At 72.2% G+C, this 18,561-nt stretch carries 18 protein-coding genes; 11 read left to right on the top strand and 7 right to left on the bottom strand.

Annotated elements, in window-relative coordinates:
• Positions 1-7: 7 nt before the first annotated feature.
• The 3 genes from MKK53_RS24890 to uvrB all read right to left on the bottom strand — a co-directional run bounded on the left by MKK53_RS24890 (position 8) and on the right by uvrB (position 5,145).
• Entirely contained in the window at positions 8-1,753 is a 1,746-nt protein-coding gene (locus MKK53_RS24890) for a pyrroloquinoline quinone-dependent dehydrogenase (RefSeq protein WP_409564414.1), read from the bottom strand.
• 114 nt (positions 1,754-1,867) lie between these two features.
• On the bottom strand, positions 1,868-2,392 hold the full coding sequence (locus MKK53_RS24885; protein ID WP_243931672.1) for an ankyrin repeat domain-containing protein: 525 nt from the start codon (positions 2,390-2,392) through the stop codon (positions 1,868-1,870).
• An 80-nt stretch (positions 2,393-2,472) separates the two neighbouring features.
• Entirely contained in the window at positions 2,473-5,145 is a 2,673-nt protein-coding gene (gene uvrB / locus MKK53_RS24880; RefSeq protein ID WP_243931670.1) for an excinuclease ABC subunit UvrB, read from the bottom strand.
• Positions 5,146-5,348: 203 nt separating this feature from the next.
• Here uvrB and MKK53_RS24875 point away from each other — a divergent pair, with 203 nt between their 5' ends.
• The 4 genes from MKK53_RS24875 (at position 5,349) to coaBC (ending at position 8,463) form a co-directional block, all read left to right on the top strand.
• Entirely contained in the window at positions 5,349-5,966 is a 618-nt protein-coding gene (locus MKK53_RS24875) for a hypothetical protein (RefSeq protein WP_243931881.1), read from the top strand.
• Positions 5,953-6,342, top strand: coding sequence for a transcriptional regulator (locus MKK53_RS24870; protein ID WP_243931668.1), 390 nt, complete (start codon positions 5,953-5,955; stop codon positions 6,340-6,342). Before MKK53_RS24875 ends, MKK53_RS24870 begins: the two co-directional genes overlap by 14 nt.
• Positions 6,343-6,419: 77 nt before the next feature.
• The gene (locus MKK53_RS24865; RefSeq protein ID WP_243931666.1) at positions 6,420-7,142 is read left to right on the top strand and encodes a di-trans,poly-cis-decaprenylcistransferase; all 723 of its coding nucleotides are present in this window, start codon (positions 6,420-6,422) and stop codon (positions 7,140-7,142) included.
• Positions 7,143-7,188: 46 nt separating this feature from the next.
• Entirely contained in the window at positions 7,189-8,463 is a 1,275-nt protein-coding gene (coaBC, locus tag MKK53_RS24860; protein WP_243931664.1) for a bifunctional phosphopantothenoylcysteine decarboxylase/phosphopantothenate--cysteine ligase CoaBC, read from the top strand.
• 163 nt (positions 8,464-8,626) lie between these two features.
• On the opposite strand, the gene MKK53_RS24855 is transcribed toward coaBC, so the two are convergent.
• Positions 8,627-8,863: a hypothetical protein gene (locus tag MKK53_RS24855; protein WP_243931662.1), complete on the bottom strand. Its 237-nt coding sequence runs from the start codon at positions 8,861-8,863 to the stop codon at positions 8,627-8,629.
• Between the two features lie 227 nt (positions 8,864-9,090).
• Between MKK53_RS24855 and MKK53_RS24850 the strand changes: the two genes are divergently transcribed.
• The 3 genes from MKK53_RS24850 to MKK53_RS24840 are packed head-to-tail and all read left to right on the top strand — an operon-like array spanning position 9,091 to position 11,546.
• Positions 9,091-9,510: an FKBP-type peptidyl-prolyl cis-trans isomerase gene (locus MKK53_RS24850; protein ID WP_279599229.1), complete on the top strand. Its 420-nt coding sequence runs from the start codon at positions 9,091-9,093 to the stop codon at positions 9,508-9,510.
• 37 nt (positions 9,511-9,547) lie between these two features.
• Positions 9,548-10,930 (top strand): Wadjet anti-phage system protein JetA family protein, encoded by a 1,383-nt coding sequence (locus tag MKK53_RS24845; RefSeq protein ID WP_243931660.1) that lies wholly within the window; start codon positions 9,548-9,550, stop codon positions 10,928-10,930.
• Positions 10,923-11,546, top strand: a complete 624-nt coding sequence (locus MKK53_RS24840; RefSeq protein WP_243931658.1) for a DUF4194 domain-containing protein — start codon at positions 10,923-10,925, stop codon at positions 11,544-11,546. Before MKK53_RS24845 ends, MKK53_RS24840 begins: the two co-directional genes overlap by 8 nt.
• A 6-nt stretch (positions 11,547-11,552) precedes the next feature.
• Here the strand turns inward: MKK53_RS24840 and MKK53_RS24835 are convergent, their stop codons facing one another.
• Positions 11,553-11,861 (bottom strand): addiction module antidote protein, encoded by a 309-nt coding sequence (locus MKK53_RS24835; protein WP_243931656.1) that lies wholly within the window; start codon positions 11,859-11,861, stop codon positions 11,553-11,555.
• Between the two features lie 2 nt (positions 11,862-11,863).
• The gene (locus MKK53_RS24830; RefSeq protein ID WP_243931654.1) at positions 11,864-12,154 is read right to left on the bottom strand and encodes a type II toxin-antitoxin system RelE/ParE family toxin; all 291 of its coding nucleotides are present in this window, start codon (positions 12,152-12,154) and stop codon (positions 11,864-11,866) included.
• A gap of 121 nt (positions 12,155-12,275) precedes the next feature.
• Here MKK53_RS24830 and MKK53_RS24825 point away from each other — a divergent pair, with 121 nt between their 5' ends.
• Positions 12,276-15,713 carry an SbcC/MukB-like Walker B domain-containing protein gene (locus tag MKK53_RS24825; protein ID WP_243931652.1) on the top strand — a complete coding sequence of 1,146 codons (3,438 nt, stop codon included), beginning with the start codon at positions 12,276-12,278 and terminating at the stop codon, positions 15,711-15,713.
• Positions 15,714-15,758: 45 nt separating this feature from the next.
• Here MKK53_RS24825 and MKK53_RS24820 read toward each other — a convergent pair whose 3' ends face one another.
• The gene (locus tag MKK53_RS24820; RefSeq protein ID WP_243931650.1) at positions 15,759-15,974 is read right to left on the bottom strand and encodes a hypothetical protein; all 216 of its coding nucleotides are present in this window, start codon (positions 15,972-15,974) and stop codon (positions 15,759-15,761) included.
• Between the two features lie 402 nt (positions 15,975-16,376).
• Between MKK53_RS24820 and MKK53_RS24815 the strand changes: the two genes are divergently transcribed.
• Genes MKK53_RS24815 through MKK53_RS24805 form a run of 3 tightly spaced genes read left to right on the top strand, consistent with a single transcriptional unit; the run spans position 16,377 to position 18,456 of the window.
• Positions 16,377-17,504: a S1C family serine protease gene (locus MKK53_RS24815; protein WP_243931648.1), complete on the top strand. Its 1,128-nt coding sequence runs from the start codon at positions 16,377-16,379 to the stop codon at positions 17,502-17,504.
• Positions 17,501-17,746, top strand: a complete 246-nt coding sequence (locus tag MKK53_RS24810) for a hypothetical protein (RefSeq protein ID WP_243931646.1) — start codon at positions 17,501-17,503, stop codon at positions 17,744-17,746. The genes MKK53_RS24815 and MKK53_RS24810 overlap by 4 nt, the downstream gene beginning before the upstream one ends.
• Complete coding sequence (locus MKK53_RS24805; protein ID WP_243931643.1) at positions 17,746-18,456, top strand: DnaJ domain-containing protein; 711 nt, start codon at positions 17,746-17,748, stop codon at positions 18,454-18,456. Before MKK53_RS24810 ends, MKK53_RS24805 begins: the two co-directional genes overlap by 1 nt.
• Positions 18,457-18,561 lie beyond the last annotated feature (105 nt).

Raw genomic sequence — 18,561 nt, 5'->3', positions numbered from 1 at the left:
TCCGGCGTCACTCCGGCAGGGCGAAGACCACCAGGGTATCGCCCGTGCCGAAGCCCGAGGATTGGGTGTACGAGGCGCCGCCGGCGGCCACCGCCACGTATTGACGTCCGTCGATGGCGTAGGTCATCGCCGGGCCGCTGATGCCGGCCCCGCACTGGAAGCGCCACAGGGTCTTGCCGGTGGCGGCGTCGTGGGCGTCGAGGTGCCCGTCCTCCTCGCCGGAGAAGACGAGGCCGCCCGCCGTGGCGAGCGTCCCGCCGGAGAGCCGGCTTTCGGACTTCACCGACCACGCGATCTTGCCGCCCCCGGTCAGGTCCACCGCCGTCAGGGTGCTGAACGAGGGCTCGCCCTTGGCCACGCCCGTTTCCGTGAAGCGGATCTCCGGGCGGCCCGGCCCGGCGGGCACGGCGTTCACGGTATAGCTCGTCGCCCCGTGCCGCACCTGCACGTAGGCCAGGGTGCCGTCATAGGCGGTGGGCGGCCAAGACACCGCCCCCAGCGGCCCCGGCGCCACGACGGTGCCTTCCGCGCTCGGCGGCACGAACAGGTTCTTCTGGGCCAGGAGCGGCTCCGACCGCTCGATCAACCGCCCGTCCGTCCGGTCGTGGACGTAGATCCAGCCGGTCTTGCTCGCCGAGGCGACGGCCTTGGTGCCGTTCGGCCCGTCGAGGAGGAAGGGCGGCGCGGCGACGTCGTAGCCCCATTCGTCGTGAGGGACCTGCTGGAAGTACCAGCGCAGCGTGCCCGTGTGGATGTCGAGGGCGACGAGGCACATCGTGTAGAGGTTGTCGCCCGGCCGGGTCAGGCCGAAATTCTGCGGCGCCGGGTTGCCGGTGCCGAGGAACAGCAGGCCGAGCGTCGGATCGTAGGCCGGCGTCATCCACAGGGAGCCGCCCCCCACCCGCCACGCGGCGCGGTTGGCCTCCGCGGCGGCCTTCTCGGCGGCGATGTCCCGGTGCAGCGGCACCCCGTCGGCGGTCTTCTCCACGAAGCCGCCCTCCCACCCCTCCGAGGGGGTGACGTACCAGCGCCAGCGCTCCTCCCCGGTCTTGGAATCGTAGGCGGCGAGCCAGCCCCGGCGACCGTAGCCCCCCTCGATGCCGACCACCGCGCCCCCGTCGAGCCCGCCCTTCGGGTCCTCGACATGCAGGCCGTAGCCCGCTCCCGTCACGCCGACGATCACGAGGCCCTCGGCCACCAGCGGCGGCATCTTGAAGCCCAGGCGGCTCGACCCCTGCACCGGCTTGCCCCCGAGCTTCTCGGTCAGGCCGGAGGCGGTCTCCGTCTCCCCCTCCTCCGGGCGCACCGCCTCCTTGTCGAAGGCGACCTTGCCGGTCTTGGCATCGAGGGCGATGAGCCGCCCGTCCATGGTCGCCTCGTAGACGAGGCCGCCCGCCACCGCGACGCCTCGGTTCGAGGGCGGCCCGAAGATCTTGTCGGTGCGCGGCTTGTGGACGTAGGTCCACACCACCTTGCCGCTCTTCGCATCGAGGGCGGCGACATTGTTCTGGGTCGTGGACAGGTACAGCATGCCATCGACCATCACCGGCTGCGCCTGGAAGTAGCCGGTCACCCCGGTCTGGAACATCCAGGCGGGCCGCAGGCCGGCGACGTTGCCCCGGTCGAGCTGCGTGAGTTCGGAGAAGTTGCGGTTGCTGTGGTCGTGGCCGAAGGCGGGCCAGTCCGTCTCCCCGGCGGTGGCGGGGCCGGCCAGGGTGAGCAGGGCTCCGGTCAGTCCAGTCAGCTTCGTCACGGCGCGTCCCCCATCGTTCTTGCATGCTCAACTCGGGCGCAAGGCGCGCGAGGGCAAGGGAACGGCACCACCGTCGCCGCAGGCGCGGCGACGGGTGAGATGGGGGTGCGGGCGTCAGGCTCCCCTGCGCGGGGCCTTGTCCAACTGGTCCGGCGTCGCCTGAGCGCCCATGGCCCGCGCCATGTCCGCCGCGCTCTTGCCCGCGGCATCGCGAAAATCCGGGTCGGCGCCGTGGGCGAGGAGGAGGTCGACCATCTCCATCCGGTCGAACATCGCCGCCGTCATCAGCGCCGTGCGGCTGCCGTCCCCGACTCCGTCGACCTGGGCGCCGTGGGCGAGGAGGAGCCGCGCGATCTCGATCGATCCCTTGAAGGCTGCACCGGCCAGGGGGGTCTGGCCGCGGTCGTTGGCGAGTTCGGGGTCTCCCCCGGCCTCGAGGATCGCCCGCGTCGCCTCCACCTGCCCGTTATAGGCGGCGAGCATCAGCAGGCTGTCGCCCTTGTCGTTGCGCAGGTTGGCGGGCAGCCCCTGGCCGAACAGGCCCGCCAGTTCCTCCGCATGCCCCATCCGCGCGTACTGGAAGACGCGGCCGGCGAAGGCCAGGGTGTCGGCATCGAGTTCGGGCTTAGGGTCGGTCATGCTGTCGGCGGATCGTCCACGGGGGGAATGCAGGCGACTAGATGGGGCGCTCCCCGCCGCCGGAAAGCGGTTTCGGGCGCTCAGCCGCGCTTGCGCCCGCCGCCGCCCTTGTACTTGGGCTTCTGGCCGCCGAGCCCTTGGGTCGAGCGCGGCTTCGGCCGCTCGGTCCAGCCCGCGCTCGCCGCCGGAAGCTCCCGGTCGGTGCCGGGGCCCATGTTGTCGAGGTCGGGTTTGCTGATCCGGCTGCCGCCCCGCGGCCCCTTCGCCCCGTAGCGGCCGGCTTCGCGCTCCACCTCGCCCTGGCGGGCCATCGGGTCGTCGGAGACGAACAGCTCCGTGGCCTGGAGCCGTTTCAGCTCGTCGCGCAGGCGGGCGGCCTCCTCGAAGTCGAGGTCGGCGGCGGCGGCCCGCATCCGCTTCTCGAGGTCGGCGAGCACCGCCTTGAGGTTGTGCCCGACGGTGATCGCATCCTTCGCGAGGCCGGTATCCACCTGCACGTGGTCGCGCTCGAACACGCTGCTGAGGATGTCCGAGATGCCGCGCTTCACGCTCTGGGGCGTGATCCCGTGCTCCACGTTGTAGGCGAGCTGCTTCGTCCGGCGCCGCTCGGTCTCGGCCATCGCCCGCTCCATCGAGCCGGTGATGCTGTCCCCGTAGAGGATGCAGCGGGCGTCGGCGTTGCGGGCGGCCCGGCCAATGGTCTGCACCAGGGAGGTCTCCGAGCGCAGGAAGCCCTCCTTGTCGGCGTCGAGGATCGCCACCAGGGCGCATTCGGGGATGTCGAGGCCCTCGCGCAGCAGGTTGATGCCGATCAGCACGTCGAAGGCGCCGAGCCGCAGGTCGCGGATGATCTCGATGCGCTCCAGGGTGTCGATGTCCGAGTGCATGTAGCGCACCCGCACGCCGTTCTCGTGCAGGTACTCGGTGAGGTCCTCGGCCATGCGCTTGGTGAGGGTCGTCACCAGGGTCCGGTAGCCGGCCTGGGAGACGGCCTTCACCTCGCCGAGCAGGTCATCGACCTGGCTGCGGGCGGGGCGCACCTCGATCACCGGGTCCACGAGGCCGGTGGGGCGGATCACCTGCTCGGCGAAGACGCCGCCGGTCTGCTCCATCTCCCACTTGCCCGGCGTCGCGGAGACGTGGACCGATTGCGGGCGCATCGCGTCCCATTCCTCGAAGCGCAGCGGGCGGTTGTCGAGGCAGGAGGGCAGGCGGAAGCCGTACTCCGCCAGCGTCGCCTTGCGCCGGAAGTCGCCCCGGTACATGCCGCCGATCTGCGGCACCGTGACGTGGCTCTCGTCGGTGAAGACGAGGGCGTTGTCGGGGAGGTACTCGAACAGGGTGGGCGGCGGCTCGCCCGGCCGGCGGCCGGTGAGGTAGCGGGAGTAGTTCTCGATGCCGTTGCAGGAGCCGGTGGCCTCGATCATCTCGATGTCGAAGGTGCAGCGCTGGTCGATGCGCTGGGCCTCGATCAGCCGGCCCATCTTGGTCAGCTCCTCGATCCGGCCGTTCAGCTCGTTCTTAATGCCCTTGATCGCCTGCTGCAGCGTCGGGCGCGGCGTGACGTAGTGCGAGTTCGCGTAGACCTTCACGAACTTCAGGTCGCTGATCTTCTTGCCCGTCAGGGGGTCGAACTCGACGATCGATTCGACCTCGTCCCCGAACAGGCCGATGCGCCAGCCGCGGTCCTCCAGGTGGGCGGGCCAGAGTTCGATCACGTCGCCCCGGACCCTGAACGTGCCGCGGGCGAAGTCCGACTGGATGCGCTTGTACTGGAGCGCCACGAGGTCGGCGACGAGCTGGCGCTGCTCGATCCGCTCGCTCAGGCTCACCGTGAACGACATGGCCGTGTAGGTCTCGACCGAGCCGATGCCGTAGATGCACGAGACCGAGGCGACGATGATCACGTCGTCCCGCTCCAGAAGGGCGCGGGTGGCGGAGTGGCGCATCCGGTCGATCTGCTCGTTGATCGAGGATTCCTTCTCGATAAACGTATCGGAGCGCGGCACGTAGGCCTCGGGCTGATAGTAATCGTAGTACGAGACGAAGTACTCGACCGCGTTCTCCGGGAAGAAAGCCTTGAACTCACCGTAGAGCTGCGCAGCCAGCGTCTTGTTCGGCGCGAGGATCAGCGCGGGGCGCTGGGTCTCCTCGATGATCTTCGCCATGGTGAAGGTCTTGCCGGAGCCGGTGACGCCGAGCAGCACCTGATCGCGCTCGTGCTGCTGCACGCCGCCGACGAGTTCGGCGATGGCGGTGGGCTGGTCGCCGGCGGGGGAGAATTCGGATTTCAGGACGAACTTGACGCCGCCCTCGGATTTCTGCGGCCGTTCCGGCCGGTGCGGCGTCCAGGTCTGGCCGTCCTTGAAGAGGGGGTTGCCCTCCGTGAGGAGGCGTTCCAGCGCCGTGATGGTGGCAGAGGCGCCGCCATCGGCGACGGGCGCCGCATCGGCGAAACCGGCCGGGACGGGGCCGTCCTCCGGCCCGGCGAGACCCAGCGCCTGCGCCAGCTTCGGGTCGACCGCCGCCGCGTCGCCCACCGTGTAGCCGGCCTGCGGCGCCTCGCCGAGGCCGGCGGCGGGCTTCTTGCGCCCGCCGGGCTTGCCCGGACGTTCCCCGCCGACATCCGGCGATTTCGGCCGGGTGCGGTTGAGGGCGGGGCTGAGGAGCGCGGCCAGATGGCTGTCGAGCGGCTGGAGCGCCGGCTTGTCGGCCTTCGGGGTGGCGGCGCGGGGCTTTCTCGGCGTCGGCATGGGATGAATATGGACCCGCGGCGCGGCGGGACAAAGGCCGCCTCCGTCAATCCTATGGATCGGTCGCGCGCCCCCGGGAAGTGGGGCGTGATGCGCGAAATCCGCGCCGAATTCTCGACTTCAGGTTTCGATGGCCGCTTGCGACCGGACTGGCCGCGCGATACTTCGTTTCGCAAGCTTTGGGATGCGCAGAGGTGAGGCAGGTGCACGACCTCGACAAGGCGCTGGCCGACATCGTGGCGATCCGCACGCAGATCGCCCGGGACACGGCATTCCGCGGCTTGGGTTCCGCGACGGTGACCGCGACGGGCGGCGTCGCGCTGGCGACGGCGGTCGGGCAGTCCTACTGGCTCGGGGATCCGAACCTGCGGCCGGGCCTTTTCTTCGGAACCTGGATCGCCGCGGCGCTGATCGCCTTCGCCCTGATCGGGGTCGAGGCCCTCCGCCGGACGCGCAAGCTCCATTCGGGCCTCGCCGACGCGATGGTCCTGAGCGCCATCGAGGTCTTCCTGCCGGCGGCGGGGGCCGGGGCCTGCCTCGGCCTCGTGATCGCCCGGTTCGCCCCGGACGAGGTGTGGATGCTGCCGGGCCTGTGGCAGCTCCTCGTGGGGCTCGGCCTGTTCGCCTCGGCGCGGATCCTGCCCCGGGCTGTGCAGGGCGTCGGCGCATGGTATCTCCTCGCCGGGCTCGCCGTCATCGCCGTCTCCGCCGGCACGCAATCCCTGTCGCCCTGGACGATGGGCGGGCCCTTCGTCGTCGGTCAGGCGGTCCTGGCCCTCATCGTTCAGCGCACGTCCGGAGGGTCCGATGCCGATTTCTGACCGGTCGGCCGGCCGGTTCTCCTACGACGGGCTGGACCGCATCATCCATGAGAAGGCCCGGCTCAGCGTGCTCACCTCGCTCGCGGCCCACCCCAAGGGCTTGGCCTTCCCCGACCTCCGGCGCCTGTGCGGCCTCACCGACGGCAACCTCAGCCGGCACCTCTCGGTGCTGAGCGAGGCCGAGCTGGTGAGCCTGGAGAAAGGCGTCTTCCAGAATCGACCGCAAACGATTTGCCGTCTCACCCACGGTGGACGCGAGCGCTTCCTGGGCTACCTCGCCGTGTTGGAGCAGGTGGTGCGGGACGCGGCCCGGGCCGCCGAACGTGCGTCGGAGCCGGGGCGTGCAACCCTCGGTCCGGTCACGAAGCCCGCCTGACACCGCAGGTTCATCAAGCCAGCCTTAAGCGCCATCTGATGCACTCGCCTTCCGCCGATTCGTCCGGAGACTTTACGATGCAAAGCGAAGCGGAGCCCCGCGCCCTGCACGCAGCCATCATCATGGACGGCAACGGCCGCTGGGCGACGGGCCGGAGCCTGCCGCGAATCGCCGGCCACCGCCGGGGTGTGGAGGCGATCCGCAAGACCGCGGAGGCGTGTGCCGACCTCGGCATCGGCACGCTCACGCTCTACGCCTTCTCGGCGGACAACTGGCAGCGGCCCGCCGACGAGGTGGGCGGGCTGATGCGCCTGCTGCGGAGCTACCTGCGCAACGAGACCCAGCGCCTCGCCCGGACCGGGACGCGCCTCAGCGTCGTCGGCCGGCGGGACCGCCTCCCCGCCGGCATCCCCGAGGCCATCGCCGCCGCCGAGGCCGCGACGGCGGAGGGGCGCCGCCTGCACCTGCGGATCTGCGTCGACTACTCGGCCCGGGATGCGATCATCGCGGCGGCGCGGCGTCTGGAAGGGGCGGACGCGACCCGCGAAAGCTTCGGCGCCATGGTCGCCGGGGAGATGCACGGATCGCCCGTGGAGGTGGATCTGCTGATCCGCACCGGGGGCGAGAAGCGCCTGTCGGACTTCCTCCTCTGGGAGGCGGCGTATGCGGAACTGCATTTCACCGACCGGATGTGGCCCGATTTCGGACCCGAGGACCTCGCCCTCGCGGTCGCCGACTTCGCCCAGCGCGACCGGCGGTTCGGCGGGCTGAAATCGCCCCGGGTCAGGGTCGCGGCGTGATGCGCCTCGCTTGACGCTGGCGCCGGGAGGCGCAGAGGCTAGCCGCATGAGCCCGCCCCTCGCCCGCCGCCGCATCCTCCTCGTGATCGGCGGGGGGATCGCCGCCTACAAGTCCCTCGACCTGATCCGCCGCCTGCGCGAGCGCGGGGCGAGCGTGTGCCCGGTGCTCACGGCCGGCGCCCAGGAATTCGTCACCCCCCTCGCGGCGGCGGCGCTGGCGGGGGAGCGGGCGCATACGGACCTGTTCGACAGGGCCAACGAGGCCGAGATCGGCCATATCAAGCTCGCCCGGCAGGCGGATGCGGTGGTGGTGGCCCCCGCCACGGCCGACCTGATGGCGCGGATGGCCGGGGGCCACGCACCGGACCTCGCCTGCACCATCCTCCTCGCCACCACCCTGCCGATCCTCATCGCCCCGGCGATGAACGTGAAGATGTGGGCCCATCCCGCCACGGCGCGGAACCTCGCGACCCTCCGGGGCGACGGCGTGCGGGTGGTCGGCCCGAATTCCGGTGCCATGGCCGAGCCGGAATCGGGACCCGGCCGAATGGCCGAGCCGAGCGAGATCGCCGACGCCGTCGTGGCGATGCTGGACGAGGCGGCGGGCGGGGCTCCGGGCCTCGGCTTCCTGTCGGGGCGGCCTCGCCCGCAGGAGGCCCGTCCCCTGGCGGGGCGGCGGGTGCTCGTCACCTCGGGGCCGACCCACGAGCCCATCGACCCGGTGCGCTACCTCGCCAACCGCTCCTCCGGCCGACAGGGCCACGCCATCGCGGCGGCGGCGGCCGAGGCCGGCGCGGCGGTGACGCTGGTGTCCGGCCCCGTCACCCTGCCCGATCCGGCGGGGGTGAGCGTGGTGCGGGTGGAGACCGCGCGGGAGATGCTGGCGGCGGTGGAGGCCGCCCTGCCCGCCGACATCGCGATCTTCGCCGCCGCCGTCGCCGACTGGCGCCCCGAAACGGAGGCGACGGCCAAGAAGATCAAGAAGGACGGCTCCGGCCCGGCTCCCCTGGCGCTGGCGGAAAACCCGGACATCCTCGCCACCATCGCCCACCGCACCGGGGGGCGGCCGCGCCTCGTGGTCGGCTTCGCCGCCGAGACCGATTCGGTGCTGGACCATGCCCGGGCGAAGATCGCGCGGAAAGGCTGCGACCTCATCGTCGCCAACGACGTGTCGGCGGAGGGCGGGGTGATGGGCGGGCCCGAGAACGCGGTCCACCTCATCGCCCGGGACGGCACGGTCGAATCCTGGCCCCGGGCGGCGAAGGAAGAGGTCGCCCGGCGGCTGGTGGCGCGGCTGGCGGAGACGCTCGCGGGGCGCTGAGCCCCGGGGAGTCACACAACCTCACGTGACTCTGTGGGGAGGGAGACGACCGGGGGATTCGCCCCGGTCGGACGCGCGCCGGCTGCCCTCGATGCCTTCACCGCACCCGCACGGATGGCCAGGGGCGGGGCTTCCCATCCATCGGGCGCGAGACGTGTACCCCTCAGGCGGCTTCCAGAAACACGACCGAGGCGAACTCCGTTTCGTCCGGGACGGTATTGAGCCGCTCGGTCAGCCGTTCGACCAGGGCGGCGATCGCCTCCGGGAACAGCGCGGGATGCTCGACGCCGAAGGCGGTTTCCAACGCGGGCAGGATGCTGGTGAGGATCGGGTGCCGCGGCGGCGGCTCCGGTTCGGGGCCGGCCTGGACGGTGGCGGAAAGTGCCCACGAGGCGAGCATGCGGCGGGTGATCCAAAGCGAACGTTCCTGGCGCGGAACGCACGGCCAAGCTGGCGCCCCGCGCTTGAACGGCGGCTGAAGGAAAACCTTAACGGGCAGTTATCCCCAGGCGGCGCCCGATGCCGCCGCGGGCGTGGGAATCGCCGCCCCGCATTGCCTCTTGCCCGTGCCGGGCACTAGAAGCCCCCGAAGGCCGGCGCCCCACGATGCCGGCTCAGGGAGATCCCATGCCCCGCCTGTCCCTTGCCGCCGGAGCCGTATTGATCGCCATGACCGCATCCGCCAACGCCGCCGAGACCGTCACCACCCCCACCGGGCTGAAGTACCACGACGAAGTCGTCGGCACCGGCCCCGAGCCGAAGGCCGGCCAGCAGGTCACCGTCCAGTACACGGGCTGGCTCGATGAGAACGGCAAGAAGGGCAAGAAATTCGACTCGTCCCGCGACCGCAACCAGCCCTTCTCCTTCACCATCGGCGCCGGCCAGGTGATCCAGGGTTGGGACCAGGGCGTGATGACGATGAAGCAGGGCGGCAAGCGCACCCTCATCATCCCGCCGGAGCTGGGCTACGGCGCCCGGGGTGCCGGCGGCGTGATCCCGCCGAACGCCACCCTGATCTTCGACGTCGAGCTCCTCGGCGCGAAGTAAGCCGAACGGCTGCGCGCGCGTACCGGTCCGCGGTCCGATGCTGTTCGCGCAGCTGTCCGACGACCTCTTCCGGCCTCTGGCTTCGCCGAGCCGGGCCTTCAACGCGGCCCTGCTGCTGCACCTGCACCGAAGGGTGCTGGGGGCCGAGCCCGTGCGCAAGGCCGAGCTCCTGGCCGAGATCGGCGATTTCGCCGCCGGCTGGGGTGATCCCGACGTCCACGGGGACGATCCGGTCCCGCCCGACCCAACCGAGCGGAGGGCCGTGCCCTACCGCCGGCTGCTCGATTCCGGCTGGCTGATCGAGCGCCGGGAACGCTACGTGCCCGTGGTCGAGTTCGACCCGGAGGCCCGCCTGCTTTTGGAGGAGCTGTCCCGCCTCGAACGCGGCGAGACGCGCTCCTACGGCGGCGCGGTGCTGGATGTGCTGGGCGGCCTCGAATCGGCCCTGGCCGATCCGGCCAACCGGTCCGAATCCCTCGCCAACGCGGCGCGGGCCGCCGACGGGTTCCTGGCCCATGTCCGCGGCCTCGCGGCCGGGATGCGCAAGGTCGAGGAGCGGATCCTGCGCGAGCCCGACCGGGCCGCCTCCTTCCGCCTGTTCTTCGAGGAGTTCGTGGAGCGGCACCTGATCCGCGATTACCGGACGCTGCACACGCGCTTCAACCCGTTCCGCTTCCGGGCGAGCGTCGTGCGCCTCGCTCACCGGGCGTTGGGCGACGCGCTCGGCGTGCGGGCCCTGGCCGAGGGGGCGGTGCGCGAGGGCCGGGCGGCGGACCTCCCCGCGGGCGAGCGGGCGGTGCGCGCCGACCTCACGCAGATCCTCGCGGTGTTCGAAGGCGTCGATGGCCATCTCGATGCCGTGGACGCGGTGGTCGTCCGGCTGGAGCGCCGCATCGGCGCGACCCTGCGCTACGCGGAGGCCCCCGACCCCGGTACGGTGGAGCGGATCGCCGGGCTGCTCCAGGCAGTGGGCGACGCGGACGAGGCCCCGGACGTGCCGGCGGACCTCTCGCTCCTGCGCCCGCCGCTGGGCGAGGCGCACCTGCAATCGCCCCGGGCGCGCCGGGCCGAGATCTTCATCGAGGCCCTGCCGGACCTCGACGTGGACCCCGCCGTGGATGCCTTCGCCGCGGCCAAGGCCGAGTTCCGCCGCCGGGTGACGGTGACGCCGGAGCGGATGCGCGACTTCGTGGAGGCGGAGCTCGCCCGCGGGAGGCCCCTGCGGGGCTCGGGCATCGCCATCGCCGACGTGGACGACTTCGTCGTGTTCCAACGCCTGCGGGAGATCGACCTGTTGTTCGACGGTCAGCTCGCGGGGGCCTACGCCGTCACCCACCTCACCGAGCGTCTGGCCAACGGCTGGCTCGACTGCCCGGATTTCGTCGTGGCGCGGCGGCCGGGGGAGGCGAGCCGTGCTTGAACCGTTCCGCGCCATCATCGACGGCGACGAGCCCCCTCCCCCCGGTGCCCGCGCCCCGGATGCGGAGGAGCTGATCCGCGCCCTTCAGGTGATGCTGAAGGCGCAGGTGGTCTATGCCGATACGCCGGGCATCGGCCGGGCCTACGAGCTGGCCCGGCACTATGCGCCCTTCTTCACCGACTACTTCGCCTGCCTCGGCTATGCCCTGACCGTCGCCCACCGGGACCAGATGGTGTCCCTGAGCCCGGCGGCGGACGCCCCCCGCTACGACATCGCCGGGGAGCGCCTGCGCAAGGACGAGACTCTGGTGCTCCTCGCCTTGCGGCTGCTCTACGAGGAGGGCCTGCGGGATGCCCGCGTCGGCACGGACGGCATCGTGGAATGCACCACGGACGAGATCGTGGAGAAGATCCGCACCGCCGCCCGCAACGACCCGCCCGACGAGGGGCGCCTGGGCGAGATCCTGCGCCTGTTCGCCCGGCGCGGCGGCCTCAAGCTCGGCGAGCGCGACCGGATCGAGCGCGTCACGCCGCTCGCCCTCCTGCCCGGCCTCACGGTCATCGCCTCCGACGCCTGGATGGAACGGCTGCGGGGCTGGGCCGATGCGCGGGGGTGAGTCGCCTCAGGCGGCCTCCGGCTCGTTTCGCTCGGCCGGCTGAACGCTCAACCGGAACCCCAATGCCTTCAGCACGCTCATCACCGTTGCGAGTTGCGGATTGCCGTCCTCCGACAGGGACCGGTACAGCTGCGCGCGGGACCGGCCGGCGGCTTCCGCCACCTCGGTCATGCCCTTCGCCCGCGCCACCACGCCGAGGGCATGGGCCAGCAGTGCGGGATCGTTCTCTTCGAGCACGGCATCGAGATAGGCCGCGATATGCTCCGGCGTGCGCAGGTGTTCGGCGCTGTCGTAGGGGGGCGTCTCAACCGGCATCGTCACACCTCCCTCGCAAGGTCTTTTGCCTGGGCGATGTCCCGCTCCCGACTGGACTTGTCCCCGCCGCACAGGAGCACGATCACCTCGCTTCCGCGCTGGACGAAATAGACGCGGTAGCCCGGCCCATCATCGATCCGCATCTCGCGCACGCCCTCGCCGACCGCCCTCACGTCGCCGGGATTGCCGAGGGCCAGTCGGTCGAGACGCATCGCGATTCGCGCGAGCGCCCGGACATCGCGAAGCCCGTCGAGCCAGCGTTGGAAGGCATCTGTCCGGCGGATCGTCAGCACACCCTCTGTCGTCCATAAACGACAAAATGTCGAGCGGTTCCCCCGAATGCTATCCCTTGCGTCGCGGCGCGACTCCGGCCAACTGGTCCGGCTCCCCAGGCCGGCGGGCGGATTGCACCCTTTGTACCTTCTGACCGACATCGCGATTTCCAACTGGTACCTGATCCGCCGGGAGCAGATCAGGATCAGGGGTGCCGCGGCCCTGGTGGGGCCCACCGGGGCGGGCAAGTCCACGATCTTCGACGCCGTGGGCACCGTGCTCGCCGGCAACAACGCCAGCCGACTCGCCCTGAACGCCTCGGCCTCGGGCCGCAGCGCGCGGACGGTGCGGGACTATTGCCTGGGCTGGATCAGCGACCCCGCCGAGGGCGGGCGGCCGACGCGGGAAGCCTGCGAGACGGTGCTGTCCCTGACCTTCGAGAACCCGTCCTCGGGCCGGGTCGTCACCGCCGGCCTCGCCCTGGCGGCGCGGGCGGACGAGGCGAAGGAGAGCGTCCTCTCGCGCTTCATCGCCATCGGCCACCGGTTCTCCATCGCCGACTATGCCCGCAGCAACGAGGCCGGCACCTACACCGCCCCCTGGTCCGAGATCGCCGCCGACCTGCGGGCGCGGGCGGAGAGCTTCACCGAATACCGCACCTCCGGCGAGCGCTTCACCGCCGACCTCCTGGGGGCGCTCCGGGAGGGCGCCCCCGCGCCGGAGCCGCGCCACTTCCTGCGCAGCTTCGCCAACGCCGTGGCGTTCAAGCCGATCTTCGACACCAGCGCCTTCGTGCGGGCCTTCGTCCTCGACCCGGAGCCCCTGAACGTCGACCGCGTCCGCCAGTCGATCGCCACCTGGAAGTCGCTCCTCGACACCCTCGGCGAGATGGAGGCCCGGCTCGTGCGCCTGCGCCGGCTGCGCGACCGCTACGAGGCGTGGGGCGAGGCCGTCGTCGCCTCGGCCGAGCACGAATTGCGGGCCGCGGTGGCTGAGCTGCGGCGGCGGACCCTCGACCTCACCACCGTCCGCCTCAAGCTGCGCGAGGGGGCCGACGCCCTCTGCCTCGCCCGGGAGCGCGTCACCGACAGCCGCGGCTTCGTGCGCGAGATCGACCGGGAGATCGCCGAGAAGAAGGCCCTCAAGGCCGGGCAGGCGACGGGCGACCGCCTCACCGCCGCCGACCTCGGCCTGTCCATGCTGGAGCGCGACCGCAAGGAGTTCGCCGGTCGGGTCGGCGACCTCGTCTCCCTTGTCGGCCAGATGGCCCGGCTGCAATCGGTGGCGCCGGCTCTCCGGCCCGTGGCCCCCCAGGCGGCCCGCCTCGCCGAGGCCTGCGCCCGGGCGAGCCTGCGCAAGGACACCCCGCCCGACGAGATCCTCCGCGCCGACGGGCCGCTGCCCGCCCTGATCGAGGGATTGTCCCGCCTGGCACCCTTCGATGAGGCCCTGGAACGGGCGGCCGAGGATGCCGCCCTCAAGGCCCGCAGCGCCGAGGCCGAGGCCGAGCGCACCGCCCCGCGACCGGGCGCGGGGACGGGGGCGCGACTGTCCTCGGACACGCTGGCCTTCCGCGCCGAACTGGAGCGGAAGGGCATCGAGGCCGTCGCCATCTGTGAGCGTGCCGAGATCACCGATCCCACCTGGGGCCCGGCCATCGAGGCCTTGCTCGGCCGCGCCCGCGAGGCGCTGATCGTCGAGCCCGACCGGCTGGAGGAGGCGTTCGGCGTGCTCCAGGCGGGCCGGGACCGGTTCCACCGCTGCATCCTCGTGAAGACCACCGACACCGCCCGGCAGCGGGCACGCCACGACGACGACGGCGCCATGTCGGTGATCGAGACGGGCGACCCCCATGCCCGCGCCTTCCTCGGCGTGCGGATCGGCGGCTACGACCTCGCCCGCAACGACGCGGAGCTCGCGCGCCTGTCCCGGGCCGTGGCGCCGAGCGGGCGCACCACGTCGGGCATGGCCTATTCCATCACCCGCGGGGTCGACCTGATGATGACCCGCGGCCATCGCGGGCCGACGCCGGAGAGCCGCCGTGTCCACGAGAACGCGGCGGCCGAGGCGCGGCGCCTGCGCGGCGGGGCGGCGGTGCTGCGGGAGGCGGCCCGTACGGCGGCGACGATCCGCGCGCGGATCGAGCGCGGCCTGGACGACGTGGATACCCTGCGCGGGGAACTGGACGGCCTCGAAGGCCGCCGCCGGACCCTCCGAACCGATCGCGCCGAGATCGAGAAGCGCGACACCGGCGGGCTCGACGCGGAGATCGCCGCGCTGAACGCGGAACGCGTCGCCTACCTGCGCGAGCTGTCGGAGGACCTCGAACCGAAGCTCGACCGGATGCTCGCCGACGAGGCCGCCCTCGGCGCCCGGGTCGGCACCATGCGCGAGGCGGCCCGGGCCGCCCTCGCCGCCCGGCGGGGGGCGCTGCGCCAGTGCGTCGGCGGGGACGCGGCCCGGGTCCGGGTGGCGCGGATGGAGGTGTTCGACCCAACCGTCGTCGTCGCCGCGCGCAAGGCGCTCGCGGGGCTCGATCCCAAGGGGGCCGGGGCGCTCGCGGCCCAGGAGCGCAGCCGTGCCCGGGAGGCGGCGGAGGCGGCCCGTTCCCACGGGCGCGTCGCCGAGCGCGAACTCGCCGAAGCCTGCGCCACGTGGCGGATCGAGAACCCCCTCCGGGCGGGCGATGTGGCGGCCATCGAAGGGTTCGCCTGGGTCCGTCGGGAATACGAGGCGGTGGAGGGCCACGAGCTGCGCCGCTACCGCGATCAGGCGGCCCGGGCCGAGGCCGAGATGCGGCGGCTGATGACCGAGGACCTGCTGGCCCGGCTCGCGGACCGGTTCGAGCGCGTCCACACCCGGCTGGCGGCCCTCAACGAGCGGCTGTCGGCCCGGTCCTTCACCGGCCAGACCTACGCCTTCGAGGCGGCGGTGGATCGGCGCTACGCCGCCGTCCACGCCCTGGCGGTGGAGGCGGCCCGCTCACCCGAGGCGGCGCAGGCGCTGCTGACCGGGGAGGTCGAGGGGCCGATGGCGGCGGCGCTGGCCGAGATCACCGCCCTGATCGCGGGGGAGGAGGATGCGAGCCGGCTCGCCGACTACCGCAATTATTTCGTCTACGAGATCGGCATGAAGGACAAGGCGGGCAACCGCACCACCATGTCGGCCCGGGCCCTGCGCGGTTCGGGCGGGGAGGCGCAGGCGCCGTTCTACGTCGCCATCGCGGCCTCGCTGGCCAGCGCCTACTATCCCGGCGACCGGCCGGGGGCGGAGCATCCGGGGCTCGGGCTGTGCCTGCTGGACGAGGCGTTCTCGAAGCTCGACGTGCGCAACAGCCAGGCGCTGGTCGATCTCTACCGGGCCTGGGGCCTGCAGTTGCTGATCGCGGCGCCGGAGGACAAGCGCACCACCCTGACCGAGGTGATGGACACCATCGTCACGGTCTACAAGAGCCCGGACCTCAGCGCCGTGCGCATCGAGTCCGAGCATCCGCTGGAAGCCGCCCGGCGGGCGCTGCAGGCCATCAACCCCGATCACCAGGGAATCGAGGGCTTCCGCCGGCAGGACGCGGCGGAGTAGGCGGAGGGCGCGGGGCGGGATCGCCGTCCCCGCAATCCCCGTCCGTCAGTTCAGGTACGTGCGGATCCAGTTCGGCGAGAGGATCTCGCCCTCTTCCGTGATGATCCAGGGCTGCTTGGCCGGGTCGGTGAGGGCGCCCGCGGCGGCGGCGATCGCCTCGCGCAGGGTGCCGTACCGCTCGGGCTGCGCCATCGGCGCGGTCGCCGGGATGGTGCGCCAGATCGTCAGGTCGGCGGGCCGTTCGAGGGCTTCGGTTTCCATGGTCCTTCAACTCTTCCTTTGGTGGTACGCTGACGTCACGTCGAACGCTGCCCCGCCGCGGTCCCGGCTGGGGCTGCGGCCGATCTTACGTTCGCAATACACGCTTCACTGCGGCGGCTTTGAGATCACATCGCGCCACATTTCCTGACATCGCCGCCTTCGCGGCGATGATGTGGCTGCTTTAGAAAGCCACCATTGGATTTGGGCGCTCGATCAGTCGACTGCACTTGCGAGGATTGTCACACCCGAAACATGACCATTCCGTTAGCTGTTCCGACACGCGCCCCTTCCTGTGGCAGGGCTCGCATCGGGGGACGGGGACTTGTTGACGCCTCGAAGCTGAACGCTCACTTAAGGCCGAGCCTGCCACCCGCCGCTTCGCCCGACGCCTCGGAGTTCCCTGTGCCGGACCGCACCCGACGCCTCGTGCTCGCGCTGGTCCTGCTGTGTCTCGGGCTCGCCGTGGTGCAGCCCTACGTCACACCCCTGCTGTACTCCGCCAGCACCCCGCGCACCGTCGCCGCCCGGGGCGACCTCGCGGAGTCGGAGAAGTCGACCATAGCCCTGTTCGAGCGGGCGAGCCCCTCCGTGGTCCACGTCTTCGCCCAGGCCGTCGCCCAGGACCGCGGGCTCCTCGACATCGAGAACGAGGGCGAGGAGGGCGGCACCCAGACCGGCACGGGCTTCGTCTGGGACGGCGCCGGCCACGTCGTCACGAACACCCATGTCGTGCAGGCCGCTGCGCAATCGGGCGGCTCCGTCTCGGTGCGGCTGAGTTCGGGGGAGGTGGTGGCCGCCACCCTGGTCGGCATGGCGCCGTCCTACGATCTGGCCGTGCTGCGCCTCGGCCGCATCCAACGCCCGCCGCCGCCCCTGGCCGTCGGCACCTCGGCGGATCTGAAGGTCGGCCAATCGGTCTTCGCCATCGGCAACCCGTTCGGCCTCGACCACACCCTCACCACCGGGGTCATCAGCGCCGTCCGGCGCCGGATGCCCACGAGCGAGGGCCGGGAGGTGTCGGGGGTGATCCAGACCGATGCGGCGATCAACCCCGGCAATTCCGGCGGGCCGTTGCTCGACTCCGCCGGGCGGCTGATCGGCGTGAACACCGCCATCGTCTCGCCCTCGGGGGCGAGCGCGGGCATCGGCTTCGCCATCCCCGTGGACGTGGTGAACCGGGTGGTCCCGGAGCTGATCCGGGCGGGGCGGGTGCGCAACCCCGGCATCGGCATCATCGCCGGGCAGGAGGCCACGGCCGCCCGGCTGGGAATCGACGGCGTCGTCGTCCTGCGGGTGCTGCGTGGCTCGCCCGCCGCGCAGGCCGGCTTGCGCGGCGTCGATCCGCAGACCGGCACCGTGGGCGACATCATCGTTTCGGCCGGCGGGAACGAGGTGCACCGCCTCGCCGACCTGACGGCCGCCATCGCCGAGGGTGGGATCGGCGCGACGGTGGAACTGGGTGTCCTGCGGGACGGCCGCCTGCGGAAGGTCCGCGTCGGCACCACGGATGTCGCGGAGAACCGGCTGTGACGCGCCTCGCCCTTCTCCTCGTCGCCGTGCTCGCGTCCGGCGGCGGCCTCGCGACGGAGCGCCCCACCCGAGCTCAGCTCTGTGCCGGCGACCTGCCGGAGGGGGCGCATCTCCCCGCCCTCCCCGCCTGCCGGGCCGCCTCCGCCCCCGCGCGGCGCGCGGATGGGTTCCGCGATTGGGGGAACGGCCTGTCGGTGCGGGTCGGCGGGCGGGTCGGCGCCGACTACGGCGTGACCCGCTGATGCTGCTCGCCCTGGGACTGATCGGCTGCGCCGCCGTGTGGTGGCTCACCAAGAAGCACGGCGGGCTCGGCGCGGCCGTCGCCGCCTTCCCGCGCCACCTCGTCGCCGGCTGGGCCGCGCTCGCCGGGGCGGGCATGCTTCTGCTGCACGGCAACCTGCTGCTGGCCGCCCTCCTCGGGATCGGCGGGATGTGGAGCCTCGAAGGGCCGCAGGGGCTGGGCCGTCGCCTGCGCGCGCTCGTGCCGTCCCGCGCGCCGCCGGAGCGGCGGCTCCGGACCCGGCTCATCGACATCGCGATCCGGCCGGACGGGAGCTTCGCGGACGGACGGGTCCGGTCAGGTCCGTTCGGCGGGGCGCGGATCGACCGGCTCGACCTGCCCGCCCTGATGGCCCTGCTTGAGGTGTGCCGCGCCGAGGACCCGGAGGGCGCGGCGATCCTAGAGGCTTATCTCGACCGCCGGGCGCCCGGATGGCGTGTAGACGCTGAGGGAGATCGCGACCCGCGGGCGGGCGGACCGGCGAAGCCAGGGGCGATGACGCAGGAGGAGGCGTACCAGATCCTGGGGCTTGAGCGCGGGGCGTCCACTCAGGAGATCCGGTCGGCCCACCGGACGCTCATGAAGCGCGCCCACCCCGACCAGGGGGGGAGCGTTGAGGGGGCGGCGCGGGTCAATGCGGCCCGGGACCGATTGCTGAACCGACATCGCTGAACTCCACGCGCGTTGCCAGGTTGCGTTCGACTCGTCGGCGCCGCCGAGCGGACGCCGGTTCCGTCATCGTCCGCAACCTCCGGGCTGCGGGCGACCTGATGATGC

This window comes from Methylobacterium sp. J-076, from assembly GCF_022829405.1.
In the GTDB taxonomy this organism is placed as follows: domain Bacteria; phylum Pseudomonadota; class Alphaproteobacteria; order Rhizobiales; family Beijerinckiaceae; genus Methylobacterium.
The sequence above is the reverse complement of the archived record's forward strand: the minus strand, read 5'-3'. Positions and strand labels throughout refer to the sequence as shown.

Bases quoted from the DNA above. Each gene is read 5' to 3' on its own strand.
- MKK53_RS24845 (WP_243931660.1), top strand. From the start codon at position 9,548: ATGCTGTTCGCGCAGCTGTCCGACGACCTCTTCCGGCCTCTGGCTTCG.
- MKK53_RS24870 (WP_243931668.1), top strand. From the start codon at position 5,953: ATGCCGATTTCTGACCGGTCGGCCGGCCGGTTCTCCTACGACGGGCTG.
- coaBC (WP_243931664.1), top strand. From the start codon at position 7,189: ATGAGCCCGCCCCTCGCCCGCCGCCGCATCCTCCTCGTGATCGGCGGG.
- MKK53_RS24885 (WP_243931672.1), bottom strand. From the start codon at position 2,392: ATGACCGACCCTAAGCCCGAACTCGATGCCGACACCCTGGCCTTCGCC.
- MKK53_RS24820 (WP_243931650.1), bottom strand. From the start codon at position 15,974: ATGGAAACCGAAGCCCTCGAACGGCCCGCCGACCTGACGATCTGGCGC.
- uvrB (WP_243931670.1), bottom strand. From the start codon at position 5,145: ATGCCGACGCCGAGAAAGCCCCGCGCCGCCACCCCGAAGGCCGACAAG.
- MKK53_RS24855 (WP_243931662.1), bottom strand. From the start codon at position 8,863: ATGCTCGCCTCGTGGGCACTTTCCGCCACCGTCCAGGCCGGCCCCGAA.
- MKK53_RS24865 (WP_243931666.1), top strand. From the start codon at position 6,420: ATGCAAAGCGAAGCGGAGCCCCGCGCCCTGCACGCAGCCATCATCATG.
- MKK53_RS24850 (WP_279599229.1), top strand. From the start codon at position 9,091: ATGCCCCGCCTGTCCCTTGCCGCCGGAGCCGTATTGATCGCCATGACC.
- MKK53_RS24805 (WP_243931643.1), top strand. From the start codon at position 17,746: ATGCTGCTCGCCCTGGGACTGATCGGCTGCGCCGCCGTGTGGTGGCTC.
- MKK53_RS24835 (WP_243931656.1), bottom strand. From the start codon at position 11,861: ATGCCGGTTGAGACGCCCCCCTACGACAGCGCCGAACACCTGCGCACG.